General features: G+C 59.8%; 21 protein-coding genes and 1 pseudogene. 8 read left to right on the forward strand and 14 right to left on the reverse strand.

Annotation, left to right across the window (positions count from 1 at the left end):
- Positions 1-73: 73 nt before the first annotated feature.
- Positions 74-646 (reverse strand): nitroreductase family protein, encoded by a 573-nt coding sequence (locus AC3IX4_RS22110; protein ID WP_489257495.1) that lies wholly within the window; start codon positions 644-646, stop codon positions 74-76.
- 101 nt (positions 647-747) lie between these two features.
- Here AC3IX4_RS22110 and AC3IX4_RS22115 point away from each other — a divergent pair, with 101 nt between their 5' ends.
- The gene (locus tag AC3IX4_RS22115; RefSeq protein ID WP_489257496.1) at positions 748-2,202 is read left to right on the forward strand and encodes a TrkH family potassium uptake protein; all 1,455 of its coding nucleotides are present in this window, start codon (positions 748-750) and stop codon (positions 2,200-2,202) included.
- On the opposite strand, the pseudogene AC3IX4_RS22120 reads toward AC3IX4_RS22115, so the two are convergent.
- The 3 genes and pseudogenes from AC3IX4_RS22120 to AC3IX4_RS22130 all read right to left on the reverse strand — a co-directional run.
- Positions 2,159-2,332 (reverse strand): annotated as a pseudogene (locus AC3IX4_RS22120) (hypothetical protein); the annotation flags it as partial. The gene AC3IX4_RS22115 and the pseudogene AC3IX4_RS22120 sit on opposite strands and share 44 nt — an antisense overlap.
- Before the next feature lie 17 nt (positions 2,333-2,349).
- Positions 2,350-3,165, reverse strand: a complete 816-nt coding sequence (locus AC3IX4_RS22125) for a UDP-2,3-diacylglucosamine diphosphatase (RefSeq protein WP_489257497.1) — start codon at positions 3,163-3,165, stop codon at positions 2,350-2,352.
- Positions 3,166-3,276: 111 nt separating this feature from the next.
- Positions 3,277-3,561, reverse strand: coding sequence for an Rdx family protein (locus tag AC3IX4_RS22130; RefSeq protein ID WP_489257498.1), 285 nt, complete (start codon positions 3,559-3,561; stop codon positions 3,277-3,279).
- Between the two features lie 78 nt (positions 3,562-3,639).
- Here AC3IX4_RS22130 and AC3IX4_RS22135 point away from each other — a divergent pair, with 78 nt between their 5' ends.
- The gene (locus AC3IX4_RS22135) at positions 3,640-5,829 is read left to right on the forward strand and encodes a patatin-like phospholipase family protein (protein ID WP_489257499.1); all 2,190 of its coding nucleotides are present in this window, start codon (positions 3,640-3,642) and stop codon (positions 5,827-5,829) included.
- Here the strand turns inward: AC3IX4_RS22135 and AC3IX4_RS22140 are convergent.
- The 3 genes from AC3IX4_RS22140 to recQ form a co-directional block, all read right to left on the reverse strand.
- Positions 5,826-7,568, reverse strand: coding sequence for a FimV/HubP-related protein (locus AC3IX4_RS22140; RefSeq protein WP_489257500.1), 1,743 nt, complete (start codon positions 7,566-7,568; stop codon positions 5,826-5,828). The genes AC3IX4_RS22135 and AC3IX4_RS22140 overlap by 4 nt on opposite strands.
- Positions 7,569-7,633: 65 nt before the next feature.
- Positions 7,634-8,068: a MarR family transcriptional regulator gene (locus AC3IX4_RS22145; RefSeq protein WP_489257501.1), complete on the reverse strand. Its 435-nt coding sequence runs from the start codon at positions 8,066-8,068 to the stop codon at positions 7,634-7,636.
- Positions 8,069-8,196: 128 nt separating this feature from the next.
- Positions 8,197-10,326 carry a DNA helicase RecQ gene (gene recQ, locus AC3IX4_RS22150; protein ID WP_489257502.1) on the reverse strand — a complete coding sequence of 710 codons (2,130 nt, stop codon included), beginning with the start codon at positions 10,324-10,326 and terminating at the stop codon, positions 8,197-8,199.
- A gap of 268 nt (positions 10,327-10,594) precedes the next feature.
- Here recQ and AC3IX4_RS22155 point away from each other — a divergent pair, with 268 nt between their 5' ends.
- The 3 genes from AC3IX4_RS22155 (at position 10,595) to AC3IX4_RS22165 (ending at position 13,424) form a co-directional block, all read left to right on the forward strand.
- The gene (locus AC3IX4_RS22155) at positions 10,595-11,182 is read left to right on the forward strand and encodes a UPF0149 family protein (RefSeq protein WP_489257503.1); all 588 of its coding nucleotides are present in this window, start codon (positions 10,595-10,597) and stop codon (positions 11,180-11,182) included.
- A 4-nt stretch (positions 11,183-11,186) separates the two neighbouring features.
- Positions 11,187-11,591 carry a YbaN family protein gene (locus AC3IX4_RS22160; RefSeq protein ID WP_489257504.1) on the forward strand — a complete coding sequence of 135 codons (405 nt, stop codon included), beginning with the start codon at positions 11,187-11,189 and terminating at the stop codon, positions 11,589-11,591.
- 528 nt (positions 11,592-12,119) lie between these two features.
- Positions 12,120-13,424 (forward strand): IS4 family transposase, encoded by a 1,305-nt coding sequence (locus AC3IX4_RS22165; protein WP_489261189.1) that lies wholly within the window; start codon positions 12,120-12,122, stop codon positions 13,422-13,424.
- Positions 13,425-13,747: 323 nt separating this feature from the next.
- Here the strand turns inward: AC3IX4_RS22165 and AC3IX4_RS22170 are convergent, their stop codons facing one another.
- Together AC3IX4_RS22170 and AC3IX4_RS22175 are read right to left on the reverse strand one after the other, a co-directional pair.
- The gene (locus AC3IX4_RS22170) at positions 13,748-14,338 is read right to left on the reverse strand and encodes a tRNA-uridine aminocarboxypropyltransferase (protein WP_489257505.1); all 591 of its coding nucleotides are present in this window, start codon (positions 14,336-14,338) and stop codon (positions 13,748-13,750) included.
- A gap of 37 nt (positions 14,339-14,375) precedes the next feature.
- Positions 14,376-15,269, reverse strand: a complete 894-nt coding sequence (locus AC3IX4_RS22175; protein ID WP_489257506.1) for a LysR family transcriptional regulator — start codon at positions 15,267-15,269, stop codon at positions 14,376-14,378.
- 219 nt (positions 15,270-15,488) lie between these two features.
- Here AC3IX4_RS22175 and speB point away from each other — a divergent pair, with 219 nt between their 5' ends.
- Both speB and AC3IX4_RS22185 read left to right on the forward strand, forming a co-directional pair.
- A complete protein-coding gene (gene speB, locus AC3IX4_RS22180) occupies positions 15,489-16,439 on the forward strand; it encodes an agmatinase (protein ID WP_489257507.1) in 951 nt (316 codons plus the stop codon).
- A gap of 132 nt (positions 16,440-16,571) precedes the next feature.
- A complete protein-coding gene (locus AC3IX4_RS22185; RefSeq protein WP_489257508.1) occupies positions 16,572-17,951 on the forward strand; it encodes a sodium:solute symporter family protein in 1,380 nt (459 codons plus the stop codon).
- Positions 17,952-18,906: 955 nt separating this feature from the next.
- Here AC3IX4_RS22185 and AC3IX4_RS22190 read toward each other — a convergent pair.
- The 5 genes from AC3IX4_RS22190 to glnH are packed head-to-tail and all read right to left on the reverse strand — an operon-like array spanning position 18,907 to position 23,032.
- A complete protein-coding gene (locus tag AC3IX4_RS22190; RefSeq protein WP_489257509.1) occupies positions 18,907-19,815 on the reverse strand; it encodes a MurR/RpiR family transcriptional regulator in 909 nt (302 codons plus the stop codon).
- 13 nt (positions 19,816-19,828) lie between these two features.
- Positions 19,829-20,869, reverse strand: coding sequence for a C45 family autoproteolytic acyltransferase/hydrolase (locus AC3IX4_RS22195; RefSeq protein ID WP_489257510.1), 1,041 nt, complete (start codon positions 20,867-20,869; stop codon positions 19,829-19,831).
- A gap of 10 nt (positions 20,870-20,879) precedes the next feature.
- Positions 20,880-21,602 (reverse strand): glutamine ABC transporter ATP-binding protein GlnQ, encoded by a 723-nt coding sequence (gene glnQ, locus AC3IX4_RS22200; RefSeq protein WP_489257511.1) that lies wholly within the window; start codon positions 21,600-21,602, stop codon positions 20,880-20,882.
- A complete protein-coding gene (glnP, locus tag AC3IX4_RS22205; protein ID WP_489257512.1) occupies positions 21,599-22,255 on the reverse strand; it encodes a glutamine ABC transporter permease GlnP in 657 nt (218 codons plus the stop codon). The genes glnQ and glnP overlap by 4 nt, the downstream gene beginning before the upstream one ends.
- A gap of 33 nt (positions 22,256-22,288) precedes the next feature.
- Positions 22,289-23,032, reverse strand: coding sequence for a glutamine ABC transporter substrate-binding protein GlnH (gene glnH, locus AC3IX4_RS22210; protein WP_489257513.1), 744 nt, complete (start codon positions 23,030-23,032; stop codon positions 22,289-22,291).
- A gap of 368 nt (positions 23,033-23,400) precedes the next feature.
- On the opposite strand from glnH, the gene AC3IX4_RS22215 reads away from it, so the two are divergent.
- Positions 23,401-24,729: an aspartate aminotransferase family protein gene (locus AC3IX4_RS22215; RefSeq protein ID WP_489257514.1), complete on the forward strand. Its 1,329-nt coding sequence runs from the start codon at positions 23,401-23,403 to the stop codon at positions 24,727-24,729.
- Positions 24,730-24,741: the final 12 nt, after the last annotated feature.

A 24,741-nucleotide genomic window follows, 5' to 3' on the forward strand; every position in this document is an offset into this window, starting at 1 on the left:
GCTCCTACCTGATCAGCGGCATATGCGCCGGTAGGAGCAGAGCTTGCTCGCGATGAGCGCGCCACGGTGTCCGTTATTCACCCACAGGATGCGTCCAGGCGCTGACAAACGGCGCCACGTCCACCACCGGCGTGGCCCGCAGTTCTTTTTGCGGCGTGCCCAGGTACAGGAAGGCAATCACTTCCTCACCCTCGGCCAACCCCAGCCCCTTGGCCACATGGTCGGCGTAGGCCAAGTCGCCGGTTCGCCATACGGCGCCGATGCCTTGGGCATGGGCCGCGAGCAAGATACCGTGCGCGGCACAGCCGGCAGCCAACAATTGCTCGGATTTCGGTACCTTGAAGTGGTCCTGCAATCGCGCCACGACCACAATGACCAAAGGCGCACGCAACGGCATGCCACGTGCCTTTTCCAAGGCAGCCTCGGTGATGTCACCCCCCTTGAGCGTCACGGCTTCGGCCAGCAACTCACCCAACTCATCGCGCGCCACACCTTCGACAGTAATGAAGCGCCAAGGCTTGAGCCCACCATGGTCAGGGGCCCGAACAGCGGCCTGGAAAAGTATTTCACGTTGTTCCGGCGTGGGTGCAGGTTCCACCAGGCGCGGCACGGAAACACGGTTGAGCAAAGCGTCGAGCGCCTCCATCGGCTACTCCTCGTTAGGGAATGTGCGGCTATTCTAGCGTTTACATGCCCAGGCCCATAGGTAGAATGGCGCCCTTCCTCATTCGTGTCAGAGCTGACTACATGGCGTTGCCGACTCTTCGCATCATCGGTTTCATTATCGGCATCTTCCTGATCACCCTGGCGATCAGCATGGTCGTCCCGATGGCGACCCTGGTCATTTTCGACCGCACCGGCGACATGCCCTCGTTTCTCTGGGCCAGCCTGATCACCTTTATCGCGGGCCTGGCGCTGGTGATACCGGGGCGCCCGGAGCACGTCCACCTGCGCCCACGTGACATGTACCTGCTCACGGTCAGCAGTTGGGTGGTGGTATGCATTTTCGCGGCGCTGCCGTTTTTGCTCACCCAGCACATCAGCTATACCGACGCCTTCTTTGAAAGCATGTCCGGCATCACCGCCACCGGCTCCACCGTGCTCAGCGGCCTGGACAGCATGTCACCGGGCATTCTCATGTGGCGTTCATTGCTGCACTGGCTGGGCGGCATCGGCTTTATCGGCATGGCGGTAGCGATTCTGCCGCTGCTGCGCATCGGTGGCATGCGCCTGTTCCAGACCGAGTCCTCGGACCGCTCCGAAAAGGTCATGCCGCGCTCGCACATGGTGGCCAAGTACATCGTACTGGTCTACGTCGGCATCACAACATTGGGCGGATTGGCCTTCTGGCTGGCAGGTATGAGCCCCTTCGATGCGATCAACCATGCCATGTCGGCAATTTCCACCGGTGGGTTTTCCACATCCGATCAATCACTGGCCAAGTGGACCCAACCGGCGGTGCATTGGGTCGCAGTGCTGGTGATGATCACGGGCAGCCTGCCCTTCACCCTGTATGTGGCGACCCTGCGTGGCAATCGCCGGGCATTGATCAAGGACCAGCAGGTCCAGGGCCTGCTCGGCATGCTGTTGGTCACTTGGCTGGTGCTCGGCACTTGGTACTGGGCCACTACCAACCTGCATTGGCTCGACGCCCTGCGTCATGTTGCCCTGAACGTCACCTCGGTGGTCACCACCACAGGTTTTGCCTTGGGCGACTACAGCCTGTGGGGCAACTTTTCGTTGATGCTGTTTTTCTACCTGGCATTTATCGGCGGCTGCTCGGGATCTACAGCCGGCGGCATCAAGATCTTCCGCTTCCAGGTAGCGTATATCCTGCTCAAGGCCAGCCTTAACCAGTTGATTCACCCACGCGCGGTGATCAAGCAAAAATACAATGGTCACCGCCTCGATGAAGACATCGTAAGGTCGATCCTGACTTTCTCATTTTTCTTTGCCATCACCATCTGCGTTATCGCCCTGGCCCTGTCGCTGCTGGGCGTAGACTGGATGACTGCCCTGACCGGCGCGGCCAGCACCGTATCTGGCGTAGGCCCTGGGCTTGGCGAAACCATCGGCCCGGCCGGCAACTTCGCGACCCTGCCGGACGCTGCCAAATGGATCCTGTCCCTGGGCATGCTGTTGGGACGTCTGGAAATCATTACGGTGTTTGTGCTTTGCATGCCTGCATTCTGGCGTCACTGACTTCAGCGGCAGCGCCAGCGACGACATCGGCGTGCACACCTGCCAATGCGCGTTGCATCCGGTATTCATTCGGTGTGCTGTCGAACCAGCGGCGAAACGCCCGAAAGAAATTGCTCGGGTCAGCGAAACCCGCCTTTTGACGGCTGATCAGGCGGCCTGCCCGGCCGCCTGTTGCTTGATCGCTTGGTCATGAGCCTGGGCATCGGCCAGCCGATAAAGCTCGATGTTGCCATCCCAATGCTCGATCAGTGCGGTGCAAGACTCCACCCAATCGCCGCAATTCAAATATTCCACTTCGCCCACCCGGCGAATCTCGGCATGGTGGATATGCCCGCACACCACCCCATCGAAACCTCGCTTGGTGCATTCGTGGGCGATGGCCTTCTCGAAGTCACTGATAAAACTCACGGCCGTCTTGACCTTGTGCTTCAAGTAAGCCGACAACGACCAATAGCCATAGCCATAGCGCGCACGCCAGTGATTGAGCCAGCGATTGAGGGTCAGGGTAAATTCGTAGGCAGAATCGCCCAGAAAGGCCAGCCAGCGGTGATAGCGAGTGATGACGTCGAATTGGTCGCCATGCACGACCAACAACCGGCGGCCATCGGCGGTCAGGTGTTCGGCCTCATCGACCAGTTGGATATTGCCCAGCACCAACTGCGAGTAGCGACGCAGGAATTCATCATGGTTACCGGTGACATAAATCACTTCGGTGCCGCGTTTGCTCATGGTCAGCAAGCGACGAATCACATGGGTATGGGCCTGGGGCCAATACATGCCACCGCGCAGCTTCCAGCCATCAATAATATCGCCGACCAGATAGATGCGATCGGCGTGGTAGTTCTTGAGAAAGCGCGCCAGGTGCTCCGCCTGGCAATCGCGGGTGCCCAGGTGCACATCCGAAATCCACAGCGTGCGAACCCTTTGCTTGCGGCTCGGTTTAACGAGTTGGGCACTGGTCATGAGCAGCTCCTGCGCTTGGCTTTAGCCGAGCTTGCCCGCTCGCAATGAAGCACTTGTGACAACCTCAAGTCATCGCCATGACACGCACGCAGGCAACGATTTGCCGTGGCTTCAGGAGCGATCGTTGTGCCCCAGGTTTCGCTCCGGGTCGATCTGGTCACGCACTCGCTGCTTGAGCACCTTCGCTTCAGGAAAACCCCCGTCGGCCTTGCGCTCCCAGATCTGCACGCCGTTGCAGGTAATACGGAAGTTGCCGCCGGTGGCCGGCTCCAGCGCCACCCGCGCCAGGTCATCGCTGAACGTACTCAACAGCTCCTGTGCCAGCCAGGCAGCGCGCAGCAGCCACTGGCACTGCGTGCAATAGGTAATAACAATTTCCGGTTTACTGACGCTCATGACGGGCCGACTCCTCACGGGTTACTCAGAAAGAGCACTTATACTACCGGCCTTTAGCGCTTGCCCCCGAGAGTCATGATGACCCGCCTGCTCCTAGCCCTCCTTTTTGTCTTTGTACCCGCTATCCTGCAGGCCGCCGAGCCCCCTCGACCCAAGGTCGGCCTGGTGCTGTCGGGCGGTGCCGCACGGGGTCTGGCGCATATTGGCGTGCTCAAGGCGCTGGAAGAGCAAGGAATCAGGATCGATGCCGTTGCCGGCACCAGCATGGGGGCCGTCATCGGCGGCCTGTATGCCTCCGGCTACAAGGTCGACGAACTGGAAAAGCTGGCGCTGGCCATCGATTGGAAACAGGCCCTGTCCGACTCGCCGCCACGCAAGGACATCCCCTTCCGGCGTAAACAGGACGACTACGATTTTCTGGTCAAGCAGCGCTTGAGTTTTCGCGACGATGGCAGCCTGGGTTTGCCACTGGGTGTGATTCAGGGGCAGAACCTGGCATTGCTGCTGGAAAGTTTGCTGGCCAATACCAGCGACACCCGCGATTTTGACAAACTGCCGATCCCCTTCCGTGCAGTCGCTACCGATATCGCCAGCGGCGAAAAAGTGGTGTTCAGCCGTGGGCATTTGCCTCAGGTGATTCGTGCCAGCATGTCGATCCCGGCGGTATTTGCGCCGGTCGAACTGGACGGTCGGCTATTGGTGGATGGCGGCATGGTCGACAACATCCCACTGGATGTGGCGCGAGAAATGGGCGTTGATGTGGCGATCGTCGTCGATATCGGAACGCCGCTACAAACTCGAAAACAGCTGGCCACAGTTGTCGATGTGCTCAACCAGTCGATCACCTTGATGACACGGCGCAATTCCGAAGAGCAACTGGCCGCCCTGCACGACAACGACATCCTGATCCAGCCGCCGCTGGCAAGCTTTGGTGTGACCGATTTTGGCCGTGCCCAAGAGATGATCGATGCCGGCTATCGTGCTGCCCACATGCTTGATAGCCGCCTAGCGGCCCTGCGCCCTAAAGAAAAAATCGACGACGACCTGATCGCAGCGCGTTCGCCCAGCCAACGTACCCCGGTGATCACCGCGATCAAGGTGGAAAACGACTCGAAAGTCAGTGATGACGTGATCCGCTACTACATCCGCCAACACCTCGGCGAGCCACTGGACGTGGGCCGTCTGCAGACCGACATGGGGACACTCTATGGCCTGGACTACTTTGAGCGGGTGCAATACCGGGTCATCCACAAAGGCCAGGACAATACCCTGGTCATCAACGCTCGCGGCAGGCGCAGCGGTACTGATTACCTGCGCCTGGGGCTCAACCTGTCCGATGATTTGCGCGGTGACAGCGCGTTCAACCTCGGTGCCAGTTACCGGGTCAATGGCATCAACAGGCTCGGGGCCGAATGGCTGACCCGCGTGCAGATCGGTGACAAACAGGAGCTCTACAGCGAGTTCTATCAACCCCTGGATGCTGGCTCACGCTTTTTTGTCGCCCCCTACCTCAATGCACGATCACAAAACGTCGAAGCCACGCTGGATAACGACCCCGTGGCCGAATATCGCCTGGAGCGCTACGGTTTTGGCCTGAACCTGGGGCGGCAGATAGTCAATAATGGCGAGATTCGCTTCGGCATCGGTCAAGCCTGGGGACGGGCCGACGTGCGTATCGGCGATGCGGATCTACCAAGCCTGAGCTTCTCGGAGGGCTTCCTGGAGGCCAAATATTCCTTCGACACGCTGGATAACGTCTACTTTCCCCATGACGGCGAAGACATCGGTCTTACCATGCGCCTATATGAACCGGGCCTGGGCTCGGACCAGCGCTATCGCCAGTGGGAATTCAAACTCGACAAGGTGTTGAGCCACGGGCCCAACACCCTTGTGCTGGGCGGGCTCTATAACCGAACGCTGGATGATGCCGAGGTGGTCACCTCAAGCTTCCTGCTGGGCGGCGCGCGACAGCTGTCTGGCTTTCGGCAGGACTCGGTCAGCGGTCAGAACATCAGCCTGATGCGTGCCGTCTACTATCGCCGCCTGACCCCACGCTCCTACTTGCCCCTGGACTTCCCGTTGTACGGTGGTGGATCACTGGAACGTGGTCGGGCGTGGAACAACGACAATGAGTTCGACAGCGGCTATATCAATGCTGTCAGTATTTTCCTGGGCTTTGATACACCCTTGGGCCCGCTGAATTTTTCCTACGGAATCAACGATGCCAATGAGCGAGCCGTTTACTTGAACCTTGGCCAAACCTTCTAGAGCCTGGCCCGCAGAAACTGCGCAGCTTCACGGCTGGCTTCATCGCCTTCGCGCAGTACTTGTTCGATCAAGTCCTTGGCACTTTCCAAGTCCCCTTCAGCAATAGCTTGCCGAGCCTGCTCCAGATACTCGGCACTGACGCTTGGATCTTCTTCGTCCGCAAACTCCATCGTGAGGGTCGGGAGCGTGTCATCGGCGTAATCACTGAGAAACTGCTCGTCCGCAAGCTCCAGGACCTGCGGGAACTCTTTGGGATTCGAGGTGAAGGATGGCTCGACCTCATTGTCAGTCTGGACAGATTGCGGGGGATTTTGGGCTGGCGTATCGAAAGGGTTGATCAAGTCCCAATCGGCTTCCATGGAAAGCTGGTTGAGGTTGAGCTGGAAGTCTTCGGCTGGCTTGCTCTCGGGCGTTGGCTCCGATTCGACCGGCGTCTGTATCAAGGCTGCCGGTGCAGTGACCAACAGCGGGCTCAACTTGGCGAATCGGGCGCGGATTTCCTGCAGTTTCTGTGCACTGAACCCCTGATCGAGCAAGGCCGCCTCTTGCTGATCATATCCCTCGATATCGCCTTGATCGCCCAGAATCTCAAGCATCTTGACCCGCAGATCAGTGCGCTCCGGCTCCTTCTCCACGCCTTCACGCAGGATAATCAACGCCTCATTGAAACGACGATAGGCAAGATAGATGCTGGCGGCATCCATTGGATCACTGCTGGCGGCCACCTCCCGGCGTGTTTCGCCAAGAACCAACTCGTTGGCCATTGGAGCCACCAGAGGGGCTTGCGGCGCCACGGGGTTGTCATCGACAGCAGGCTCGATGGGCTCGGGCCGCTCGCGGGTACGATGACGCTGCACGTGCCAGGCCACCGTCAACAAGGCCAGCAGCAATAGCACCGCCCCCCATTGCCACCAGGCGAACCCTTCATCGGCCTGTTCGGCCACCGGCTCTATTGCAGGCTGCACAGCGGTCTGGACGGCTACGGCTGGCACTTGAGGCACTGAAGCCTGCGTAGCCTGGGCCGCCTTCAGCTCAGTCAGTTCAGTTTGCAGCGAAGAGATTTGCTTGACCTTATCGGCAACGTCGGCTTCCAAGTCATTGATTCGGGCCTGTGCCTGATCCAGCGAGGCCTGCAACTGCTGGTTAGCCAGAGTGCTGCTTGCCAGTTGTTCGGCCGATGCTTGCAGTGCGGTGGCATGCGCCGCGTTGGCAGGTTTTACAGATTGTTGCGCTGGCGCTGAGCTTGCGGAGGCAATGGATGACTCGGGAAGGGTCGCGACCGAAGTCGGCTCCGGCGGCAATATCACCAAGCCGGGTGGGTCCAGCAGTACGGTGTATTCACGCAGTTGCTGGCCATTGGCACGATTAAGCTGCACCAGAAAGCTCAGGTAGGGCTCAGTGACGGCTTTTTTCGAGGTGACATGAACGACCGGATGATTGCCGCGCATCACGGTGGTGAACCGCAGATCGTTGAAAAAGAACAGGCGATCGATGCCCGCACGGCTGAACTCTTCTGCGCTGGCAAGACTTGCGTTGAGCTCGTCGGCATTCAGTCCGACCGTATCGACCACCTCGATGTCGGCACTCAAAGGCTGGTTGAGGTAGGAATGAAGGGTGATATCCCCCAGCCCCAAGGCGCTGGCCAGGCCTGGATGCACCCCTGCAAACAGGGTGAAAAGGATGACCATCCCTTTCGCCCTACGCTTGCCCCGCGCCACTGCGTGCGTCCCTTTAGGCATCTACTTTCCTTACCCTTGGAGCCTGGAGACTCTTAACTACACATCCATCAATGGCGATGACTGCTTCAGGATTTCTCAAGATTAGCCAAGATTCGCGCATGGACACGCATGCACACACGCAACTCTTCTTCGTTAACGCCAACAAACAACTCGCTACGCAATGCATTGGCAATGGTCTCGATTTGCTCGATCAGCGGCTTGGCCGGTGGGCAGAGCTGGACTTTCTTGGCCCGACGGTCTTCGACCACCGCGATTCGGCGCACCAGCCCTTGGGACTCCAGGCTGTCGAGCAAGCGCGCCAAGGTAGGACCTTCGACGCCTACATTTTGCGCCAGCTCCCTCTGGGTCGGCGCTTCTTCGAATCGCGCCAAGTGCAATAGCACCAGCCAGCGCGCCTGGGACAATCCCATCCCTGCCAGGCGGCGGTCCAGCTCGGCACGCCAGCCTCGGGACATCTGGGCAATCTGCATCCCGAAACGGTGTTGATCGGTCAACGGCATAAAAGACTCATCATCATAAAAGGTCGTTACTAATTGTTAGGCAGCTAATCATGGCCCTTGGGTGGAAGCAAGGTTCCATGCGGCTGGATATTGTTCGACAATCGACCAGAATGATTACAAGAGATTAATCAGATTTCGAACTCCGACTGCAACGCGGCCCGAACGCAGTACAAAACGCCTTCGGGCACACGACCTGCAAACTGCTCGGCAATCGCCGAAACCGGGGGAAGCTCGCCTTCTCCATCGAGAAATGCGTCCTGGACTTCACCCAGCAAGTCTTCGGGCAAGTCCAGTGCCTGCTCCAGCGATAGTTCCTGCCGGCCAATGGCCTCGGCCAGCAGGCTGTAGACGTTTTTCTCGCTGCATTGCAACTGGCCAGCGATCTGCAGCGGCGTCATGCCAGCACGGGCCAGGCTGATCAATTCGTGACGCAGGTCGGCCACGACCTTCGGGGCCTCGCCTTCACCGCCCAGCACTTCCAGAAAGGCCTTGCCATAGCGCTCAAGCTTACGCGCGCCAACGCCGCTGACACGCCCCATCTCGGCCATGGAGGTGGGCTGGCTGCGCAGCATTTCCAGCAAGGTGGAATCGGGGAAGATCACGTACGGCGGTACGGCGTGCTCTTCTGCCAGCTTGCGGCGCAAGGCCCGCAGGGCTTCCCACTGCTCGCGCTCCTCGCCACGTACCAATTGGCTGGCCGGGCTTGCACCGCTGCTCTTGGTACTGGTTTGCGGTTTGAGATCGCGGCGCAACTCCAGGGTGACCTCGCCCCGGAGCAGAGACCGGCAGGTATCACTCAGGCGCAGCCCGCCGTAGCCTTCAAGGTCGATATCGACCAGGCCGCGGGCGACCAATTGGCGAAACAGTGAACGCCACTCGCCTTCGCTGCGGCTTTTGCCGACACCAAACACCGCCAGACGCTCATGGCCAAAGCTCTTGACCTTGTCGTTTGACTTGCCCAGCAACACATCCACCAGGTGGCCGACACCGTACCGTTGCCCGGTGCGGTAAATAGCCGACAGCGCCTGGCGAGCCGACTCGGTGGCATCCCAGGTTTGCACGCCATCGACACAGTTATCGCAATGGCCGCAGGGCTGGGGCATGTCTTCGTCGAAATAGGCCAGCAGGGTCTGGCGCCGGCAGCGGGTTTCTTCACAGAGTGCAAGCATGGCATCGAGCTTGTGATGCTCCAGGCGCTTGTGGCGCTCGTCGCCTTCGGAGTTCTGCAGCATCTGCTTGAGCATCACCATATCTTGCAGGCCGTAAGCCATCCAGGCATCGGCTGGCAAGCCATCACGACCGGCCCGACCAGTTTCCTGATAGTAGGCTTCCAGTGACTTGGGCAAATCCAGGTGAGCGACGAAGCGCACGTTGGGCTTGTCGATGCCCATGCCGAAAGCGATGGTCGCCACCATGATCAGGCCTTCTTCGTTGAGAAAGCGTTTCTGGTTACCAGCCCGGGTATCAGAGGCCAGGCCTGCATGGTAGGGCAACGCAGGGAACCCCTGCTCACACAGGAACGCGGCCACTTCGTCGACTTTTTTGCGCGACAGGCAATAAACGATGCCGGCGTCACTGCGCCGCTGGGCCAGGAACGCCAGCAATTGCTTACGTGGCTGCTCCTTGGGCACGATGCGGTAGAAGATGTTCGGCCGGTCGAAGCTCGATAGAAAACGCTCGGCGTTCTGCAGGTGCAGGCGCTCGACGATTTCTTCACGGGTACGCTTGTCGGCGGTCGCGGTCAGGGCAATACGCGGAACATTGGGAAACTGCTCGGCAAGCTGGCCCAGTTGCAGGTATTCGGGACGGAAGTCGTGGCCCCACTGGGAAACGCAGTGGGCTTCGTCGATGGCAAACAAGGCAATATCAAGGGTGCTCAGAAAATCCAGCATCCGCGGCTGCACCAAGCGCTCAGGTGCCAGATAGAGCATTTTGACTTCGCCACGGCGCAGGCGACCCGCCAGCTCGCGCTGCTGTTCGGCGCTCAGGGTGGAGTTCAGCGAGGCGGCGGCCACGCCCAACTCGTCCAGGGTCGCCACCTGGTCGTCCATCAGCGCGATCAGCGGTGAAACCACGACGGTCAGGCCTTCACGCAACAGCCCCGGCACCTGGAAGCACAAGGATTTGCCACCACCGGTGGGCATCAGCACCAGAGCATCGCCGCCATTGGCCACGCGTTCGATGATTGCACCCTGGCGACCACGGAAACTGTCGTAGCCGAAGATGTCTTTCAGAACGCGTTGAGCCTGTTCGAGCATAAAAACTCCAAAAATCGCTGAACCATCCGTGCCACAGGCTGGATGAAAATCTCGCCCGCTTCACGCCATATTGCGTAAGCGGTTTTTACCGAACTCACCGCCGCTGGGCGGTTTCGGTAACAAAAAGGCGGCATTATACCCGAGCGATCCACCGCGCAGGGCCTTGACGACGGAGCGTCGACAAATGCGTTACTTTGCCGGCCGGGTGGCGCATACCCCTCAACAAGGCCTAGAATTCACTATCGATTCTTCCCAAGGTAGCCCCGTAATGTCCTTCGCTGAGCAATTAAACCGCCTGCAAGCCTTTCTTGACGCCGATGAGCTGCACGAAGAGGCGCTGGACTACGTTGCCGCACACGGCTACTTGACCGCGCTGTCGATCAGCTCGGAAGAGGTACCGGAGCGCGAGTGGATCGACGCCCTGTTTGCCGAAGAGCCTCACTATACCGACGACGCCCAGCGCGCCGAGATCGAAGCCACGCTGGTTCATCTGAAAAAAGAAATCACCCGGCAACTGGCCAGCGACGAAGAATTCGAGCTGCCATGCGACCTGGACCTGGGCGACGAGCCGGATGATTCCGACCTGCGCGGCTGGTGCATTGGGTTCATGGAAGGGGTCTTCCTGCGGGAAGCGGCCTGGTTCGAAAACGATGAAGAGGAAGTCAGCGAGATGCTGCTGCCGATCATGGTCGGTTCCGGTCTGTTCGACGAAGAGCCCGAATTTTCGGATATCGCCGCTGATGCCAACCTGATGGACGACATGATCGTACAGATCCCAGAAGCACTGACTGCGCTGTTTCTGCTGTGCCATGCACCGGAAGAAAAGCCGGCCATCCTGAAACCTCGCCACCACTGAGGCAATGCCGGTGGCGTCACCTCCCGGCCTGCGGTCTGGCCCGCTGCGCTACACCCTGTTGGCCATTGGCTGGTTGAGTGTGGTGCTGGGGGTCATCGGGATTTTTTTGCCGGTCTTGCCGACCACACCGTTTCTGTTGCTGGCAGCGGCGTGCTTTGCCCGCAGTTCACCGCGCTTTTATCAATGGCTGGTCGGTCATCCGAGGCTCGGGCCCTGGATAACCGGGTATCTGAACGGTGAAGGTATCCCCCTCAAGGGCAAGGTGTACGCCATTGTGCTGATGTGGCTGGGGATCGGGTTTTCCTGTTACCTGGTGCCACTGCCATGGGCGCGAGGGTTTATGTTGACCAGCGCGGTGCTGGTGACGGTGTACATCGTACGGCAGAAAACCTTGCGCCAACTTGACTGAATGCCCTCCTGTAACAACCGTTACGGCCGCAGATCTTGATCTTGATCTTCAAACCCATGAAGTCCAAACACCGCGGATGTCCCTTCAGGAGGCCGAGTGGAGCGCCTGCGCAGTGGGGTAAGGGCCATGGATGGCCCGCAAGCGCCGATGGGCCAGGGACGGCCCGTCGGCGCGGCCCCACGGAGCAGGTGCGGAGGGAGGGAACCCGGAGCGCAGCGTAGGGCCGGATGCGGGGACCAGGGGTTTTGCCTACTTTTGCCCCAACAAAAGTAGGACGCCGTAAAGGCGGAAAGGTGACTAAGCGTCACCCTCGAAAACGGATAAGCGCCCGATTCGAGAACCTAAGTTTTGGTTCGACTAATACCGAACATATCCAGATTACATGCAGACGCGAACTCACCGTTCCGCCCTTACGGCCAGCCCTTTCAAGGTCTTCGTTTAAACTCTCTCCCATCTACGGTCCAGGATGACGAAACGATGTGGGAAGAAGTCTTAGCGCGGTTTGAAAAAAAAGCACCGGCCAGCGTCATGGCCAAGTTGGCGTTGGAGCAGGCCATCCCGGCCGAGTGGGTCGATCAGGTGTTCGAAAACCATCGCCAACGCCAGTACCCGCGTGAGCTTTTGTTTTCGACCATCGTTGAGCTGATGTCCCTTGTTTCATTGGGTTTACGACCTTCACTGCATGCCGCTGCACGTCAGATGGAGGACCTTCCGGTTACCTTGGCAGCGCTCTATGACAAGGTCAGCCGCACAGAACCCGCGTTGCTGCGGGCCCTGGTCACCGGCAGCGCAGAGCGGTTGACCCCGACCATAGAAGCGTTGGGCTGTTCAGCCATTTTGCCCGGCTGGCAACTGCGTATCGTCGACGGCAACCACCTGCCTTCTACCGAAAAACGTCTGGGGGCTTTGCGGCGTGAACGAGGCGCCGCGCGGCCTGGTTTTTCGGTCGTGGTCTATGACCCCGACCTGGATCAGGTCGTTGACCTTCAGCCCTGCGAAGATGCCTACGCCAGTGAACGCGTCAGCGTACTGCCGTTGCTGGCGAGTGCGAGGGCGGGACAGCTGTGGATGGCCGATCGGCTCTATTGCACGCTCCCCGTCATGGAAGCCTGCGAGGAGTCGGGCGCCTCGTTCATTATTCGTCAGCAGAGTCACCATCCACGCCTGATCCAGGAAAACGACTGGCAAGAACCCGTGTCTGTCGAGGCTGGAACGGTGCGTGAACAAACCATCGAATTGAAAGGCGGACGCTGCTGGCGGCGAATTGAACTGAGCTTGCGAACGCCCACTGAGTCGGGTGACTCCACGCTCTTATTCTGGAGCAATTTGCCCGACAGCATCAGTGCTCAGCAGATCGCTGATTTGTACCGTCGTCGCTGGAGTATCGAAGGGATGTTCCAACGCCTGGAATCGGTGCTGGACAGTGAAATCGCAAGCCTGGGCAACCCCCGAGCGGCCTTGCTCGGTTTTGCCTCGGCGATCTTGGCCTACAACGTTTTGTCGGTCCTTAAGCGCAGTGTTGAACAGGCCCATCGCCAGACGCAGCCCGAGGGCTGGGAAGCTTCGATCTTCCACCTGGCGGTGCAGGTGCGCAGCAGTTATGAGGGGATGCAGATCGCGTTGCCCTCGGATTACCTATCACTCCAAACGACCTCAGAAACTCTGGCGGAGCGTCTGTTGGCGCTGGCCAGGAATATCCAGCCCCGACAGGTCGCTAAAAGCAAACGCGGCCCCAAAGTAGATAAACCCAAGGAATGGCTCGAGGGCAAAGCTGCGCGTGCTCATGTATCGACGGACCGGGTGCTCAAGGCCAAAAAAGATGAAAGACCTTGAAAGGGCTGGCCCTTACGGCGGGTCACTTTTTTTGGCGAAAAAGTAACCAAAACGCCGCGTCCCCGCATACGGCCCTACGCTACGCTCCGGGTTCCCTCGCTCCCGCACTTGCTACGTGGGGACCGCGCCGACGGGCCGTCCCTGGCCCTACGGCGCTCTCGGGCCATCCATGGCCCTCGCCCCACTACGCAAGCGCTCCGCTCGGCCTCCTGAAGGGACGATCCGCGGTGTCTGCACCCTTTGTGCATAAAGATCAAAAGCCAAGAGCGTCAAAGCACAAGCAGGGAGGCTTAGCTGATCGGCATTCCGGCAAGGTCGGCTATCTACAGGTGATTACGAATGAAGGTCTCTTGGCCCATCGCCGCGATCTGCCCTTCGATCAGCGCCTCGAAGGGTTTGAGCAGCGGGGTGAAATCAGACTGCGGTTCGAGCACTTCAAGCGACTGCACAATGGCTTCAAGCGTCGACAATGCCCCAGGCCCCGGCGCCTTGCGCAACCGATAGCGCGTGGGCGCAGCTGCTGCCAGCGTCACCCGAGGCAAGGCCGCCAAAGCAGGATTCAGGTGCAGCAATTTGCGCGCCTTGCGCCAGGTGCCATCCGGCACCACCAGTAACAAAGGCAAGTCACTGGCCTCATAGGCCGTCAAAGGCTGGGCATCGTCGGCGGGAAACAACAGGCACGCCCGGTATCCGGGTTGTTGCAGCAGCTCAGGCAAATCCTCGAATACCTCGCCCACCCGCAATTGGGCGTTACGCAAACCCAAGGCTGCGAAGCGTGCCGTGTTGAGGGCATGACCGACTTCGCTCGGGTGCTGCAGCAACAGGACCCGCGTGCGGCTGTCGAGCAGCGGGATCAGTGGACAGAGGCAATGGGCTTGGGGGCGCAGGCAGCGGCTGCACTGGATTCTGGACATCGGGGTCTCCTGGAAGCGCGCAGTGTGCCACAAGAGCTCAGACAGTATTGAGCTGCGCCTTGAGTAAATCACGGAAGGTTTGAAGCAAGGGTTCGCGGCTGCGCCCCCTGCGCACAATCATCGAAAAAGGCGCCTGATAGCCGAAAGTCGCCGGCGATAGCACGCGCAGATCACCCTTGTCGACCCACGGCTGAGCATAGTGTTCAGGCAAATAACCGATATAGGCACCGGACAACACCAGAATCAGTTGGGCCTCCATGCTTTCCACCGTGGCGGCACTGTGCTTGAAACCATGACGCGCCAGTTCCGCCTGACTCCAGTAACCGCGCCCGACCATGCGCTGCTGGGTGATGACCTGCTCGGGGATGCGCCGCTCAAGGAACAGCGGGTGGCGGCTACTGCAGTACAGCCAGTGCTGCTCGCGGTAAAGCGGCTGGTAGAGCAAGCCGCTCATGCGCGTTGAAAACGCGCCAATGGCCAGGTCCAGGCGATTGTCCTGCACCCCCAGCTGCAACTCATAAGGGCTTGAGACCGACAAATGCAAATGTACGGCCGGGTGTTCCTGGCTATAGGCACCAATGGCCTCGGCCAACGGCAAGGCTTTGTCGCTGACTGTCGAGTCGATCACCCCTAGGTTCAACGTGCCCCGTAACTCCCCCTTGAGCGCAGCGGCGTATTGCTCAAAGCCTTCCATCTCACCCAGCAAACGCAGGGTTTCCTGATGAAACAATTCGCCCTTGCTGGTCAGGCTGAAACCGCCACGGCCGCGATGGCACAGCACAATCCCCAGCGCCGCTTCGAGCTGACTCATGTAGGTGCTGATGGCTGAAGTCGACAGATTGAGCTCTTGCTGGGCGTTGGCGAACCCTTGGTGGCGTACCACGCTGACAAAGATGCGCAGCAGTTTCAGATCGGGCAAGGCGTTGGCCATGGGTATCTCATCAAGCAAGAAGCGAATGGCGAACAGTCTAACCAGCGGGTTGGCATTAGTTTAGAAAAATCTGAACTAAGTTTTTGCCTGTAGCGATTCTTTCCAATCACTACCTTTTGCAGACTGCGCCGCAATAAGCCTGTTTCGACACAGCCGTGGCGCTGCCCGGCCAAATGCGAACAGGTTCGAACAACTAAAACAAACGATGAGGCCCCACCCGTGGACAAGACTCTTCACCAACCACTGGGCGGCAACGAAATGCCGCGTTTCGGCGGCATCGCCACCATGCTTCGCCTTCCCCATTTGCAGTCCGCCAAAGGCCTGGATGCCGCTTTTGTCGGCATTCCGCTGGATATCGGCACGTCACTGCGCTCAGGCACCCGCTTCGGTCCGCGTCAGATCCGCGCCGAATCGGTGATGATTCGCCCCTACAACATGGCCACCGGTGCTGCCCCGTTCGATTCGCTGTCGGTGGCCGACATCGGTGACGTGGCGATCAACACCTTCAACCTGCTCGACGCCGTGCGCATCATCGAAGAAGCCTACGACGAAATCCTCGAACACGACGTCGTCCCCATGACTATGGGTGGCGACCACACCATCACCCTGCCGATCCTGCGCTCGATCCACAAGAAACACGGCAAGGTTGGCCTGGTGCACATCGATGCCCACGCTGACGTCAACGATCACATGTTCGGCGAGAAAATCGCCCATGGCACCACCTTCCGCCGCGCCGTGGAAGAAGGCCTGCTCGACTGCGACCGCGTGGTCCAGATCGGCTTGCGCGCCCAGGGCTACACCGCCGAAGACTTCAACTGGAGCCGCAAGCAGGGCTTCCGTGTGGTCCAGGCTGAAGAGTGCTGGCACAAATCGCTTGAGCCGTTGATGGCTGAAGTTCGCGAAAAAGTCGGCGGCGGGCCGGTGTACCTGAGCTTCGACATCGATGGCATCGACCCGGCTTGGGCGCCGGGCACCGGCACCCCGGAAATCGGCGGCCTGACCACCATTCAGGCGATGGAGATCATCCGTGGCTGCCAGGGCCTGGATCTGATCGGCTGTGATCTGGTAGAAGTCTCGCCGCCTTACGACACCTCGGGTAATACCTCGCTGCTGGGCGCCAACCTTTTGTACGAAATGCTCTGCGTACTGCCGGGCGTCGCGCACCGATAAGCCTCCGTACAACGACTGCAAAACCAGGCCTTCACCCACCGTTTGAACTTTGACCTGACGAATGACCCCGGTTCTGGCTTGCGAGGCCGGGGGCACGATCTCACCATAAAAAAGATAATTGGAGACACCACCATGGCCTTAGATATTTTTGTCGTCATGATCTATGCCGCCGGCATGCTGATACTCGGCTGGTATGGCATGCGCCGTGCAAAAACCCACGAAGACTACTTGGTGGCTGGCCGCAACCTGGGCCCGAGCCTGTATATGGGCACCATGGCTGCAACCGTTCTGGGCGGTGCATCGACCGTCGGCACTGTGCGCTTGGGCTATGTCCACGGGATCTCCGGCTTCTGGCTCTGTGCAGCCCTGGGCCTGGGCATCGTCGCGCTGAACCTGTTTTTGGCAAAGCCTTTGCTCAAGCTGAAAATCTTCACCGTCACCCAGGTGCTTGAACAGCGCTACAACCCCATGGCCCGTCAGGCCAGTGCGGTGATCATGCTGGCTTACGCCTTGATGATCGGCGTGACCTCGACCCTGGCCATCGGCACCGTGCTGCAGGTTCTGTTCGGCCTGCCGTTCTGGATCTCGATCCTGCTCGGCGGTGGCGTGGTAGTGGTGTATTCGACCATCGGTGGCATGTGGTCGCTGACCCTGACCGATATCGTGCAGTTTGTCATCAAGACCGTCGGCCTGATGTTCATCCTGCTGCCGATCTGCCTGTACCGTGTGGGCGGCTGGGACGAACTGGTGGGCAAGCTGCCAGCCAGCAGCTTCAGCTTCACCACCATCGGCTGGGACACGATCATCACCTACTTCCTGATCTACTTCTTCGGGATTCTGATCGGCCAGGATATCTGGCAGCGGGTGTTCACTGCTCGTGATGAAAAAGTAGCCAAAATCGCCGGCACCACCGCGGGTATCTACTGCATCGTCTACGGCCTGGCCTGCGCCCTGATCGGCATGGCGGCTCATGTACTGCTGCCGGACCTGGACAACGTCAACAATGCCTTCGCGGCCATCGTCAAGGCTACCCTGCCTGATGGTATTCGTGGCTTGGTGATTGCTGCTGCCCTGGCGGCCATGATGTCCACTGCCAGTGCCGGCCTGCTGGCTGCTTCCACCGTTCTGACCGAAGACCTGCTGCCGAAACTGCGTGGCGGCAAACAATCGAGCCTGGCGATCAATCGCCTGTTCACCCTGTTGACCGGTATCGTGGTATTGGGCATTGCCCTGGTGGTCACCGACGTGATCAGCGCCCTGACCCTGGCCTACAACCTGCTGGTGGGTGGCATGCTGGTGCCGCTGATCGGTGCCATCTTCTGGAAGCGCGCCACCACCTCCGCGGCCATCGTCAGCATGGCGCTGGGCTTTATCACGGCCCTGGTGTTCATGGCCAAAGACGGCCTGGATGCCAACACCCCGATCTACTACAGCCTGATCGCCGCCCTGGTCAGCTTCGTGGTCGTAAGCCTGGTATCCCCTCGCCCAGTGAGCACCGTCAAACTGGCGTAACCCACCCTGCTGGCTGCGACGCGGTTTGGCTGGTACACCGCGTCGCCTGCATCGCGAGCAAGCTCAGCTCCTACCCCGAATCGTGGCGTCCGCCCGGTAGGAGCACGGCTTGCCGGCGATGGCTGCGACGCAGTTCGGCCGGTACACCGCGTCGCCTGCATCGCGAGCAAGCTCAGCTCCTACCCCGAATCGTGGCGTCCGCCCGGTAGGAGCACGGCTTGCCGGCGATGGCCGCGACGCGGTTCGGCCGGTACACCGCGGTGCCTGCATCGCGAGCAAGCTCAGCTCCTACCCCGAATCGTGGCGTCCGCCCGGTAGGAGCACGGCTTGCCGGCGATGGCCGCGACGCGAATTGGCCGGTACACCGCGTCGCCTGTATCGCGAGCAAGCTCAGCTCCTACCCCGAATCGTGGCGTCCCCCCGGTAGGAGCACGGCTTGCCGGCGATGGCTGCGACGCGAATTGGCCGGTACACCGCGTCGCCTGCATCGCGAGCAAGCTCAGCTCCTACCCCGAATCGTGGCGTCCGCCCGGTAGGAGCACGGCTTGCCGGCGATGGCCGCGACGCGGTTCGGCCGGTACACCGCGGTGCCTGCATCGCGAGCAAGCTCAGCTCCTACACCGAATCGTGGCGTCCGCCCGGTAGGAGCACGGCTTGCCGGCGATGGCCGCGACGCAGTTCGGCCGGTACACCGCGGTGCCTGCATCGCGAGCAAGCTCAGCTCCTACCCCGAATCGTGGCGTCCCCCCGGTAGGAGCACGGCTTGCCGGCGATGGCCGCGACGCGGTTCGGCCGGTACACCGCGTCGCCTGCATCGCGAGCAAGCTCAGCTCCTACACCGAATCGTGGCGTCCGCCCGGTAGGAGCACGGCTTGCCGGCGATGGCCGCAACGCAGTTCGGCCGGCACACCGTCGGCTCTACATTATTGGGTACAGGGAATTTTGATCGGGAGGGTTACAGTGATGCGTTCAGCTCATCGATCAAGGCTTCGCGGTGCTTGAGCGCCGACACCGAAGCCTCGCCAAGCTTTGCCGCCACCGCACTCAACAAACCCTGTGCCAGTAACATGAAGGCGCACATGCTGTTGCTGAAAAACAGGCTGTGATTAGGCACATAAAAGCTGTGCAACGCGATCTTGGCCAAGGGCGAACTGGCCGAGTCGGTCAGGGCGATCACCTGGATACCGTGGCGCGCAGCAACCTCGGCCGTGGCCAGTACGCTGGGGGTGTAGGGAAAACAGCTGGAAACCACCAGCACATCGCCCGCATCCAATTGCGCCAAGGCATCGGCCACGCCCTGACGGCTGGAGTCCAGTGCAGACACATCGGGGCGCAGCATACCAAGCCCATACGACATGAACAGCGCCAGTGAGTTGAATTGGCGCATGCCGTGGATGCGTACTCTGCGAGCGCCGGCCAGCAGGTCTACCGCCTGGACAAACACCTGGGGCTCGACCTGTTCGATCATGCTGGCGATATTGGCGCTTTCCTGGCGCCCCAGGCGGGTAAGCTGGTTAAGGCTGTCGGTATCGCCCGCATTGACCACCAAGCGCGAGGCCTGGTCGCTGTAGAAGTGCGTGCCCTCGCTGATCTCTCGGCGAAAGACATCCTGCAGTCGGCTGAAACCACCATAGCCCAGGCGCTGGGCCAGGCGCGAGAGGGTCGAGGCATTGACGCCCAATTGCTGGGCCAACTCACTGATCGACGACACGGCGGTGCGCTGCGGCGCCTCCAGCAGCGCCATCAACACCCGCCGCGAACTGCTGCCCAAGGCAATGTCCACCTCCCGCCGCTCAATGGCTTCAAGCAGATGCTTGAGGCCAATCACGGTGTCGGGCAGTGTGGCGTGGGCTTTGGGCGGCATAGGGTCATCCTGGTTATTGGGAAATCGTCACGACACCTTGGACATCCGCTACGTCGATCTCCTGGCGCTCATGAACTTGCCATTCTACCGTGCCTTGGCCGATCAAGAAGAGCGCTGTCGCCACTGTGTTTTCATCGTCGGGATCGTCTGGTGCACAACGATAGACCGGTAGGTCGCCACCCGAAACGTCACGCAGGATACTCAAGGCCGAGCGCGGGTCGAGTCCATCGCCCAAGGTTTTCAGACGTTGATCCACGCACTGCTGCCGGGCACCTGAACTTGCCGTGATGCGCTGCCCCACCGATTTCAGGGTGGGCGCCACCAAGTGGTTCGAGTGGCCAGCAGGTTGCTCGACCTCCACCACACTACTGCCCTGTGCACTGGCCTCGACACTCACCACGCGAGTCGTGCCCGCCTGCCCGAAGGCATGGTGGAAAGCACCGCCGCGGCCCTTGCGGGTGACGACGGCAATGGCTTGATCAATGGTTTGCGCGTCGAGACTGGCACGCCCCAGTATTTGCCGGGGAATACCAGCGGGAATCTGCGCCGGGCGAATATTGTTAACAGTCGCCACCAACCCACACTCGTTAACGGCAAAGGTATGGCCGGGAATCGAGCCTGGGTAGACAAAGCTGGTAAACGCCAGTCCCTCATCGGGTTGAGCCTCAAGAATCGCACAGTGCCCACGCAGTTGGGGGAAGCCATCCTCGTTGTGGGCAATCAGCGTACCGCCCGGCGTTGCACCGAACACCGTGGTACAGCCGTCGACACTTATGCTGTGCACATAGTCGCCACGACAGTTCCACATAAAGACTTCATCGACCGGCAATTGCAGCCCGGCCGCCAGCCCTTCGATTTCCTGCCAGTAGCGCGCAAATTCGTCTTGCACCGCCTGACGCATGTAGCGTGCAGCCGGGGTATTGGCCTGTGACGCCAGAAACTGCCACAACGGCAGCACTCGCAGATGCTCGTGCACCGCGGCACGACCGAAGACACCCAGGCCATAGCCGATATCCTGGGCACTGCCGGCCAGGCGAAGATTGGACAAGCTCATGCCACCCCCTTCAGGAAACGTGTTGGAGAAATTCGCGTAACCGCGCACTCGGCGGGTTGGCAATCAACTCGGCCGGCGGGCCGTCTTCGGCGATCCGACCCTTGTCGATGAAAATAAGACGGCTGGCGACCTTGCGAGCGAAGTCCACTTCGTGGGTGACGATGACCATGGTCATGCCTTCTTCTGCCAACGCCTTCATCACGGTCAGCACCTCATGGCGCAGCTCTGGGTCCAGCGCAGACGTGGGCTCATCGAACAGCATCATCTTCGGTTTGACGGCCAATGCGCGGGCAATGGCAACCCGTTGTTGCTGGCCACCAGACAGCTCGGACGGGTAATGATTGGCACGCTCGGCCAGGCCGACCTTGGCGAGTAGCTCCTGGGCCAGCTTTTCAGCATCCGCGCGACTGCTGCCGCGCACACGCACTGGACCGAAGGCGACGTTTTCCAGCGCTGTCATCTGCGGGAACAAGTGGAATTGCTGGAACACCATGCCCGCTTCCTGGCGGATCAATCGCTCATCGACCTTAGGGTCGTTGACCTTCAGGCCATCGACGATCAAATCACCGCTGGTGATCTCCTCAAGCTTGTTGATGCAACGCAGCAACGTCGACTTGCCCGAGCCGGACGGGCCGATAATCACCACCACTTCGCCGCTGGCGATGCTCAGGTCAATGTTGTGCAACACCTGGGTGGAACCGAAGTGCTTGTCGACATTCTTGAATTCGATCATAGGATTTTCAACCTCGACTCCATGCGGCGCAGGACGTAGCTCAACACCAGCGTGATGATCAGGTAGATGACTGCCACTGCCGACCAGATTTCCATCGCCCGGAAATTGCCAGCGATCACTTCCTGGCCCTGGCGCGTGAGCTCGGCCACGCCAATGACGATAAACAGCGAAGTGTCCTTGATGCTGACGATCCACTGGTTGCCCAGGGCCGGAATCATCCGCCGGAAGGCCAGTGGCGCGATCACATAGCGCAAGGTGTCACGCCTGGACAGCCCCAGGGCCAGCCCCGCCTCACGAAAGCCCCGGTTGATCGACAAGACTGCGCCACGCGTGATCTCGGCAATATAGGCACCCGAGTTGAGCATGATGGTGACGACGGCAGCACTGAAAGGATCAATACGCACCGGCAGCATCATGGGCAAGGCGAAATAGATGAACATCACCTGCACCATGATCGGTGTGCCGCGGATCAATTCAATGAAAACCAAAGCCAGTCGGCTGCTGATGGCACCACCGTACGCGCGGGCAAACCCCGCGAGCACGCCGATGATGACGCCGCCAAACAACCCCAGGATCGAGATCCACAGGGTCAGGCGGGCGCCTTCGAGCAACACTGGCAGCGCGTCCCAAATGGCGCTCCATTGGAAGTGCATGCATGCATTCTCTTGTTGAGTGAAAGACAGGATTTACTGCGGATCGGTCCCGAACCACTTGCGATAAATCTCGGCATAAGTGCCGTTGTCACGCAGGGTCTTGAGGGCCTTGTTGACCGGCTCGCGCAACTCGCTGCCCTTGGGGAAGCCGATGCCGTATTGCTGCGCCATCATCTGCGTGCCCACGGCTTTGACCTGGCCTTCGCCAGCGGTCTTGATGTAATAGAGCACGTTGGGGGTGTCATGCATGGCCGCATCGACCCGGCCGGTGCGCAGTTCCAGGTAGGCGTTGTCGATGTTGGGGAACTGGCGCAGGTCCTGGGCCTTGAGGTTGGCCTTGGCATAGTCCGCCGCAGAGGTACCGCTCTTCACCGCCAGGGTCTTGCCAGCGATATCAGCAGGCTCCTTGATGCTGTCGTTGTCGCTCTTGACCATCAGCAAAAAACCGCTGTCGTAGTAGCCGTCAGAGAAATCGATGGCCTGCTTGCGCTCTTCCTTGATGGTGATCCCCGCCAAGGCAAGGTCAACGTTTCGGGTTTGCAGGGCAGGAATGATGCCGTTGAAGTCCATGGGCTTGAGCTGGTAAGTCACGCCCATTTCCTTGGCGATGGCTGCCCACAGATCAATATCGAAACCGACGTACTCGCTGCCTTGCTTGAATTCGAATGGCACGAACGCGGTATCGGTCGCTACCAGCAGCTCCTTGTTTGCGGCAAAAGCGCCCGATGCGGTCACCAGGGCCAGGGTAGCCAGTGAGACCTTCAGGAATTTCTTCATGGGTGTTCCCTCTTCAGAGTGAAAGCTCCAGCAGATCGCGGAGCCACTGGGTTAGCGGCAGTCAATGGTTTAACCAGCCCACAGGGGGCGGTTGTTTGTTGTTTTTGTTGTGTTTGGCCCGGCTAGCCACCTGAAGTGGAGGCGCACGAAACGAATGCTGTTTGGCAAAACATACATGCAAAAAATATAAATGCAATATTAATTTGCCCTTGCGATTTCTGGATGAGTACGGCGATTACGCCTGTTTATCGGTGTTTGGCCGAGATAACAGGCGCTGAACCGAGATAAAATGCGCAAAGCTCATGCAAAAACTCATTGCAAAGCAAAATTATGCACATATTATTTGCAAATCAACCCTGGAGGGGATCATGAGCCACGTCTTTCACCGCAGCCTTACTCACCACTACCCCACTGCCGTCAAAGGCGAAGGCCCGTACCTCATTGATGCCCAGGGCCGTCGCTACCTAGATGCCAGCGGCGGCGCTGCCGTTTCGTGCCTGGGCCATAGCGACCCGGATGTGATCGCGGCCATTCGCCATCAGGTCGGGCAATTGGCATATGCCCATACCTCATTCTTCACCACCGAGGTCATGGAAGAGCTCGCAGACTTTCTCGTGGCTCGGGCACCCGCCGGCATTGATTCGGTGTATTTCGTTTCGGGGGGCTCCGAGGCGATCGAGGCCGCCTTGAAACTGGCGCGCCAATACTTCATCGAAATCGGCCAGCCGCAGCGCAAACACTTGATCGCCAGGCGCCAGAGCTATCACGGCAACACCCTCGGCGCACTGGCTACGGGTGGCAACGCCTGGCGTCGTCGCCAGTTCGAGCCCTTGCTGATCGATGTCAGCCATGTCAGCCCCTGCTATGCCTACCGTGAACAACAGCCAGGAGAAAGCCTTGAAGCCATGGGCCAGCGCCTGGCAGATGAACTGGACGCGCAGATCCAGCAGTTGGGCGCCGAAAACGTGATGGCGTTCGTGGCTGAGCCGGTGGTGGGTGCAACCCTGGGCGCCGTCACAGCGGTGCCGGGGTACTTCAAACGCATCCGCGAAGTGTGCGACCGCCACGGCGTACTGCTGATCCTTGATGAAGTGATGTGCGGCATGGGCCGTACTGGCAGTCTGTTCGCCGCCGAGCAGGAAGGCATCAGCGCTGACTTGATCACCATTGCCAAGGGCCTCGGTGCCGGTTACCAACCCATCGGCGCGACTCTGGTCAGCAAAAAGATCCGCGACACCCTCTTGCAGGGGTCCGGCTTCTTCCAGCATGGTCACACCTACATTGGCCACGCCACCGCTTGCGCCGCGGCCCTTGCCGTGCAGAAAGCCATCGAATCACGCGGCTTGCTGGCTCGCGTCAATAGCTTGGGCGCGGGGTTACAGGCTCGCCTGATCGATGCGCTGGGTGCGCACCCACACGTCGGTGATATTCGCGGTCGTGGCCTGTTTCAGGGTATCGAGCTGGTGGCGGATCGGAACAGCAAAAAGCCGTTCGACCCCGCGCTGAAACTGCACGTAAAACTGAAGAAGGCCGCCATGGAAGCGGGCCTGATGTGTTACCCGATGGGCGGTACGGTGGATGGACAGAATGGCGACCATATTTTGCTCGCACCACCCTTTATCCTCGATGACAGCCATCTGGACGAGATCACTGAAAAACTGACGAGCGCGTTGACCAGCACGCTCAAGACTCTTTAAGGAACAGCGCCC

The organism is Pseudomonas sp. KH_021 (assembly GCF_057838865.1).